The 986-nt window shown below is 65.8% G+C and carries 2 protein-coding genes; one reads left to right on the top strand and one right to left on the bottom strand.

Going from position 1 to position 986, the window contains the following annotated elements; genetic code table 11:
- Positions 1-236 (top strand): hypothetical protein (locus ACFHWY_RS28655; protein WP_416583350.1); only part of this gene is annotated, 236 nt, incomplete at its 5' end.
- A gap of 185 nt (positions 237-421) precedes the next feature.
- On the opposite strand, the gene ACFHWY_RS28650 is transcribed toward ACFHWY_RS28655, so the two are convergent.
- The gene (locus ACFHWY_RS28650) at positions 422-862 is read right to left on the bottom strand and encodes a hypothetical protein (protein ID WP_416583349.1); all 441 of its coding nucleotides are present in this window, start codon (positions 860-862) and stop codon (positions 422-424) included.
- Between the last annotated feature and the right edge of the window lie 124 nt (positions 863-986).

Here is a 986-nt window from a genome sequence, read left to right as displayed (position 1 = left end):
ATCAACCCAACTCATCGACGCAGTCACGTAACGTCACCGGTTTTACGCAATGGCCCTGGCCACACAGCCCTACCGAATGGGAACAATGGCATCGGGTCACCCGCACAGCGATCACCAAGCAGCACGTGACCGCCCACGCGGACAAGGCCACACCGGACGACACCCGCCTGATCCACTCGCACTGCCAGCGCCGGACAACCGGCGCCCAGAAAGACCCAGCACTGCTCTATGCCTGAAACGCCCTCCGGGCTCGCTTGAGCCGTATGCCGCGACGAGTGGCACGTACGGATCTGAGGGGGCCCCGATGCAGCAATGCATCGGGGCTACCCGACCGCGCTACGCATTGTTCCGCCGAGCCGGCCCGGGTTCCGTTCGGACGTGCCGAGTTGAGGTTGCTTGGTTTTACCGGCTGGTGGATGCGTCAGCGCCGGTAGCCATCCGGGAAGACGGCGATGGCGGTCTGCAGGTCGGTCAAGGGTCCGCCGTCGGTCGGTGTGCGGGCTGTCAGCAATTGCTCGGTGCCGCGCCAGACCGCTATCGCGTAGTCAGCCTCGGACGTGTGGCAGAGCAGCCTGCCGGCCGGTGTGCTCAGCTGCAGTCCATGGCGGCGGGTACGGCGCAGGGCGAAACTCCAGGCGCTGGAAGCGCCGGTGAACAGGTAACTGGCGTCGGGGTGCGCCAGCAGGGTCGGGACGCCGGTGAGGATGTCCGCAGCGGCGAGGTACACCATCAGCAACCCGCGGGACCCGAGCTGGCGGGAACTGTAGGCTCCACCGTTCCAGCGCAGGCTGACGTGTCCCAACTCGAACCCGGTGACAGGCATTGGCGAATCAACGGGTGCGTCGAACTCCACGACGATCACTCCGTCATGATCACATGCCCGGGCCACGGGCCTAGTACGGCAGCCGCCAATTGCTAGCTGACCAGGGCGTAGTCCCTGTTCAGTCGGGTGCGTTGGTGGAACCAGCGTGCGCGGGCTTGGTGAC

Source organism: Micromonospora sp. LOL_024 (assembly GCF_048060415.1).
Lineage (GTDB): Bacteria > Actinomycetota > Actinomycetes > Mycobacteriales > Micromonosporaceae > Micromonospora.
The sequence above is the reverse complement of the archived record's forward strand: the minus strand, read 5'-3'. Positions and strand labels throughout refer to the sequence as shown.